Source organism: Vitreimonas sp. (genome assembly GCF_036392335.1).
In the GTDB taxonomy this organism is placed as follows: domain Bacteria; phylum Pseudomonadota; class Alphaproteobacteria; order Caulobacterales; family Aquidulcibacteraceae; genus Vitreimonas.
Genome location: NZ_DASVYD010000059.1, coordinates 39,782 through 46,796 on the forward strand (window position 1 = coordinate 39,782; position 7,015 = coordinate 46,796).

Here is a 7,015-nt window from a genome sequence, read left to right on the forward strand (position 1 = left end):
TAATTTGCCATCTCAGCGCACCACAAAGATCAAGTGACGTCGCCGCAGCGCAGAATTTATCCAACGAAGCTCGGTCCACTTGATGCACATCAAACGCTTTCCCGCAAACTTGCCGCTTTCTGCATGCGCATCGCCACACATGCAGGGGCCGAACTCATGGCGGGACAAGACGTAAAAGCGAGCGCTGGCGCGGGCGCCGCATTGTGGCTGAGCACGCTGGCTTTCACCGCGAGTTTTGCGGTCTGGACGATCTTCTCCATTATCGGTGTGAAGATCGAACAAGATTTAGGGCTCACCGAAACGCAATTTGGATTGCTGATCGGCACGCCGATCCTTACCGGTTCGATCATCCGTCTGTTTTTGGGTGTCTGGACAGACCAATATGGTGGTCGGGTCGTCTTTCCGCTGGTGATGCTGGCGGCTGCGCTGGCGACTTTCTTACTCTCGTACGCCCAAACCTACCCGCAATTCCTCATCGCCGCGCTTGGAGTGGGGATTGCCGGGGGCACGTTTGCGGTCGGCGTAACCTACGTCTCGAAATTCTATTCATCGGCCAAGCAGGGTACGGCGCTCGGCATCTTCGGCGCCGGCAATGTCGGCGCGGCGGTCACGAAATTCATCGCGCCGTTCGTGCTTCTGGCGATGGGCTGGCAAGCCGTGGCGCAGATCTGGGCCCTTGGCCTGGTGGTGATCGCCGCGCTCTTCTTCCTGTTTACGAAGGACGATCCGGACCTGGCGGCGCGGCGCGCTCAGGGCGTGAAGCCACGCAGCATGGCCGAACAATTTGCGCCGTTGAAGAACATCCAGGTGTGGCGCTTCTCACTCTATTATTTCTTTGTGTTTGGCGCGTTCGTGGCGTTGGCGCTGTGGCTGCCCCGCTATCTCGTTGGCGTCTATCATCTTGATCTGAAGACTGCCGGCATGGTGGCGGCGGCGTTTTCGGTGCCGGCGTCGCTCTTTCGTGTCTATGGCGGCATGTTGTCCGACAAAGTGGGCGCGCGTCAGGTCATGTATTGGACCTTCCTTGTCGGCATCGCGACGACGTTCCTGTTGTCGTACCCGCCGACGAGCTACGTCATCGACGGAATCCGTGGGCCGATCGCATTCCGGCTCGAGACGGGGCTCGTCGCGTTCACAGTGCTTGTGTTCGTGCTCGGCTTCTTCATGAGCCTCGGCAAGGCCGCGGTCTTCAAACACATCCCTGTCTATTATCCGAAGGACATGGGCTCGGTCGGCGGCTTGGTCGGCATGATCGGCGGCCTTGGCGGCTTCGTGCTGCCGATCGCGTTCGGTGTGCTGAACGACCTCACCGGCATATGGACCAGCTGCTTCATGCTGCTGTTCTTCATTGTTTCGGGCTCGTTGCTCTGGATGCACTTTGCGATCCGTCAGATGGAGCGCGAAGCGGTCGGCAAGCAGCTGGAGTCGTTGCCCCAATTCCCGGAAATGCAGCCGATCCACGAGCCGGCGAAACATAAGCCGACAGAACCGGGGCTCATCGCCGATTGGCGCCCGGAAGACCCGGTGTTCTGGAACGAGACGGGCCGCAAGATTGCCAGCCGCAATCTCTGGCTCTCGATCCCGTCGCTGTTCTTGTCGTTCGCCGTGTGGATGGTGTGGTCCGTGGTTGTGGCGAAGCTGCCATTGATTGGCTTCGATTACTCAACCGATCAACTCTTCTGGCTCGCGGCTCTGCCCGGTCTCTCGGGCGCGACTCTGCGCATCTTCTACTCCTTCATGGTGCCAGTGTTCGGCGGGCGGTTGTGGACCACGCTGACGACTTGGTCGTTGCTGGCGCCGGCGCTGGGCATTGGCGTCGCGGTGCAGAATCCGGAAACGCCGTACTGGATCATGCTTGGGCTTGCGCTGTTGTGCGGCCTTGGCGGAGGCAACTTCGCCAGCTCGATGTCAAACATCGGCTTCTTCTTCCCACGCAACGAGAAAGGCAACGCGCTCGCTCTGAACGCCGGGCTCGGCAATTTGGGCGTCAGCGCCATGCAATTCTTGGTGCCGCTCGCCATCACCATGGCGGTGTTCGGCGGCTTCGGCGGGGCAGGGCAAGTGACGAGCGCTGGCGACACGCTGTTCATGCAGAATGCCGGCTTCATCTGGGTGCCTTTCATTGTCGTGTCCGCGTTCATGGCGTGGTTCGGCATGAACGATCTCTCGACCGCGAAGGCGTCATTCGCCGAGCAATCGGTCATCTTCACCCGCACGCAGAATTGGATCATGTGCTGGCTCTACACCGGTACGTTCGGCTCGTTCATCGGCTTTTCAGCTGCGTTCCCATTGCTGACGGCCACCCAGTTTCCGGAGGTGAACGTGCTGCAAATCGCGTTCCTCGGTCCGCTGGTCGGCGCGTTGTCGCGTTCCCTCACTGGGTGGATCGCGGATCGCTTTGGCGGTGCGCGTGTGACTCTCGCGGTGTTCGCACTGATGATGCTGGGCACGATCGGCGTGATCTATTTCCTGGGCGCCAAGGATCAGCCAGGCGCGTTCGCGGGCTTCTTCGCCTGCTTCATGCTGCTCTTCTTCGCAAGCGGCGTGGGCAACGCATCGACGTTCCAGATGATCCCCGCGATCATGCGCAAGGAGATCGCGCGCCTGGCGCCGCAAACGCCTGCGCCGGATCAATTGAAGCAGGCGGAAAAGGAATCGGCGGCGATCACCGGATTTACTTCCGCGATCGCGGCTTACGGCGCCTTCTTCATTCCAAAGAGCTTCGGCTTCTCAATCGCCGAAACAGGAAGCGCGACGGCGGCGCTGATGGGATTCCTGATTTTCTACGTGTCCTGCCTGGCCATCACCTGGTTCGTATATGCGCGACCGGGCGGGCTTCTATTCGATATCGAAAACAAGCGCAGTGCGCCGTCCGATGCGGCGAAAGCGGCGAGCTAAGAGGGGAAGAGCATGAGCCATACGTTAGACCGTCTGACCTTCTTCAAGCGAAAAACCGAACTCTATTCCGAGGGGCATGGCGTCATGAACGATGAGGATCGTTCGTGGGAGGAGGCCTATCGACGGCGTTGGCAGCACGACAAGATCGTGCGCTCCACGCACGGCGTAAATTGCACCGGCTCATGCTCATGGAAGATTTACGTCAAGGGCGGCATCGTCACTTGGGAAACGCAGCAGACCGATTACCCCCGCACGCGGCCTGATCTTCCCAATCACGAGCCGCGCGGCTGCGCGCGCGGCGCCTCCTATTCATGGTATCTCTATTCCGGCAATCGGGTGAAGTACCCGCTCGTGCGCGGTCGTCTGCTGAAATTGTGGCGCGAGGCGCGCAAGACAAAGTCGCCAGTGCAAGCGTGGGCTTCCATCGTTGAGGACCCGAAGAAGCGCAAGCACTACACCGCACTGCGCGGTGGCGGCGGCTTGGTGCGCTCGACATGGGATGAAGTCACCGAACTCATCGGCGCCGCCAACGCTTACACCGTAAAGAAGCACGGTCCAGACCGCGTGTTCGGCTTCTCGCCGATCCCAGCGATGTCCATGATTTCGTACGCGGCTGGCGCGCGTTATCTGCAGCTGCTCGGCGGCGTCTGTGGCTCGTTCTACGATTGGTACTGCGATCTGCCGCCGGCGAGCCCGCAGACTTGGGGCGAGCAAACCGACGTGCCCGAATCGGCGGATTGGTACAATTCGGGCTTCATCCTGGTGTGGGGCTCCAACGTGCCGCAGACGCGGACGCCGGACGCGCACTTTTATACGGAGGTGCGCTACAAGGGCGCGAAGTCCGTCGTTATCTGTCCCGACTATTCGGAAGCGTCGAAATTCGCCGATCTTTGGATATCTGTGAAGCAAGGCACAGACGCCGCGCTGGCGATGGCGATGGGCCACGTCGTGCTCACCGAATTCCATCGTGATCGCGACGTGCCGTACTTCAAGGATTACGTGCGCCGCTACACGGATATGCCGCTGCTCGTGCGGCTGGTGAAGCAGGGCGATCGTTATGTGCCGGAGCGCCTGCTGCGCGCCTCCGATTTTGCTGACGGCCTTGGCCAGGCGAACAATCCGGAATGGAAAACCGTAGGCATAGATGACGCCACCGGGGCAGCTGTCGTTCCCACGGGCTCGATCGGCTTCCGCTGGGGCGAGCAGGGCAAATGGAATCTCGAGGAGAAGGACGGCAACAACGCCGACGTCAAATTGCGCGTCGGTCTTAAAGGCGCGCATGACGATATCGCCGAAGTGTTGTTCCCTTACTTCGCCAACACTGCGTCGAACGGCTTTGCCTCCACGGATCACCCCGACACGTTGATGCGCCGCGTGCCGGTGAAGCGCCTGGCGCTGAAGGACGGCGAGACGCTGGTCGCTTCCGTCTATGATCTCTTCATGGCCAATTACGGCGTCGATCAAGGCTTCGGCGGCGAACACATGCCGTCGAATTACGACGACATCGAGCCTTACACGCCAGCGTGGGCCGAGCAGGTCACCACCGTACCGCGCGACCAAATCATCGCCGTGGCGCGCGGCTTCGCCGCCAATGCCGAAAAGACTAATGGCAAGTCGATGGTGATCATCGGCGCGGCGATGAACCATTGGTACCACATGGACATGAATTATCGCGGGGTGATCAATCTCCTCGCGATGTGTGGCTGCATTGGTCAGTCCGGCGGCGGCTGGTCGCATTATGTGGGTCAAGAGAAGCTGCGCCCGCAAACCGGCTGGGCGCCGCTCGCCTTCGCACTCGACTGGATTCGGCCGCCGCGGCAGCAGAACTCCACAAGCTTCTTTTACGCGCACACCGATCAATGGCGCTACGAGACGCTCGACGTGAAGGAAATCCTCTCGCCCACGGCGCCGGAAGGCGATTGGGGTCAGACTTTTGTCGATTACAACGCCAAGGCCGAGCGCATGGGCTGGCTGCCCTCGGCGCCGGCGCTCAAGTCCAACTCGCTCGATGTGGCCAAGGCGGCGGAGAAGTCCGGCGGTGACGCGCGCGAATATGTGGCGCGTGAGCTTGCCTCGAAGCGGCTCGAAATGAGCTGCATGGACCCTGACCATCCCGACAATTGGCCGCGCAATATGTTCGTGTGGCGCTCCAATCTGCTGGGCTCCTCTGGCAAGGGCCACGAATATTTCTTGAAGCATCTGCTCGGCACGTCGAACGGCGTGCTCGGCAAGGATCTTGGCGACACCGGCCGCCGTAAGCCGGTTGATGTCACCTGGCGCGACGAGGCGCCGGAAGGAAAGCTCGATCTCCTCGTCACTATCGATTTCCGCATGTCCACGACGGCCGTTTACAGTGACATCGTGCTGCCGACGGCGACGTGGTACGAAAAGAACGATCTCAACACGTCGGACATGCACCCCTTCATCCACCCGCTGACCGCCGCCGTGGATCCAGTATGGGAGGCAAAGCCGGATTGGGAAATCTTCAAGGCGATCGCAAAGGCGTTCTCCGATGTCTGCCCCGAAGTGCTGGGCGTCGAGAAGGATGTGGTGCTCACCCCGATCCAGCACGACAGCGCCGCCGAACTGGCGCAGCCGTTTGACGTGAAGGATTGGTGGAAAGGCGAATGCGATCTGGTCCCCGGAAAGACCGGGCCACAGATCAGCATCGTCGAGCGCGACTACCCCAATCTCTATCGCCGCTTCACCGCGCTTGGCCCATTGATGACGAAGGTGGGTAATGGCGGCAAAGGCATCGGCTGGAATACCGAGCACGAGGTGGAGCTGCTGAAGCATCTCAATGGCGAGGTGCTGGATGGGCCGACCAAAGGCTTGGCGAAAATCGAAACCGAGATCGACGCTTGCGAGACCATTTTAATGCTGGCGCCAGAGACGAACGGCGAAGTCGCCGTGAAGTCCTGGGATTCGCTCGGCAAACAGACGGGCCGCGACCACACCCACCTCGCGTTGCCGAAAGAGGACGAAAAAATCCGCTTCCGCGATGTCGTCGCCCAGCCGCGCAAGATCATTTCGTCACCGATTTGGTCAGGCCTGGAGAGCGAGAAGGTTTGCTATAACGCCGGCTATACCAACGTGCATGAGCTGATCCCGTGGCGCACGCTGACGGGTCGCCAGCAGCTCTACCAGGATCACCTCTGGATGCGCGCGTTCGGCGAGCAATTATGTGTCTATAAGCCGCCGGTCGATCTGAAGACCGTCGCGCCACTGCACAACAAGCGCTCGAACGGCGAACTGGAGATCGTGCTCAATTTCATCACGCCGCACCAGAAATGGGGTATCCACTCCACCTACACCGATAATCTCCTGATGCTGACGCTCAATCGCGGTGGCCCGGTGGTTTGGATTTCCGAAAAGGATGCTCAGCGAGCCGGTATCGTCGACAACGATTGGATCGAGGTCTTCAACGCCAATGGTGCGCTCACGGCGCGCGCAGTGGTTTCACAGCGCGTGAAAGAGGGAATGACCCTCATGTACCACGCGCAAGAGAAGATCGTGAACACGCCTGGCTCCGAGCTTACCGGCCAACGCGGCGGCATCCACAATTCGGTGACGCGCACGGTGCTGAAGCCCACGCATATGATCGGCGGTTACGCGCAGCTGGCCTATGGCTTCAACTATTACGGCACGGTCGGCGCCAATCGCGACGAGTTCGTCATCATCCGCAAAATGAAGAAGGTCGATTGGCTGGAACAGCCGCTCGCCGCGAAGGAGGGCCGCTGATGAAAGTTCGTGCTCAAATCGGCATGGTGCTCAATCTCGATAAGTGCATCGGCTGTCACACCTGCTCGGTGACTTGCAAGAACGTCTGGACGAGCCGCGAAGGCGTTGAATACGCCTGGTTCAACAACGTCGAAACCAAGCCGGGTGTCGGCTATCCGCGCGAATGGGAAAACCAGAAGCGTTGGAATGGCGGCTGGGAACGGACGCGCGGCGGCAAGCTGCAGCCGAAGATGGGCCCGAAATGGCGCATCTTGGCGAAAATCTTCGCCAACCCCGATCTGCCCGAGATCGACGATTATTACGAGCCGTTCGATTTCGACTACGCGCATCTGCAAACAGCCCCGGAAATGCAGGCGTTTCCAACCGCGCGGCCGCG

Annotated in this window: 2 protein-coding genes and 1 pseudogene; all 3 read left to right on the forward strand. The window is 60.3% G+C overall.

Translation table 11 applies throughout. The features are described from left to right. Positions 1-156 precede the first annotated feature (156 nt). Positions 157-2,898, forward strand: a complete 2,742-nt coding sequence (locus VF769_RS13850; protein ID WP_331009012.1) for an MFS transporter — start codon at positions 157-159, stop codon at positions 2,896-2,898. A gap of 12 nt (positions 2,899-2,910) precedes the next feature. Beyond that, a complete protein-coding gene (locus VF769_RS13855; RefSeq protein WP_331009013.1) occupies positions 2,911-6,639 on the forward strand; it encodes a nitrate reductase subunit alpha in 3,729 nt (1,242 codons plus the stop codon). After that, positions 6,639-7,015: pseudogene (narH, locus tag VF769_RS13860) on the forward strand (nitrate reductase subunit beta); the annotation flags it as partial. The gene VF769_RS13855 and the pseudogene narH, both read left to right, overlap by 1 nt.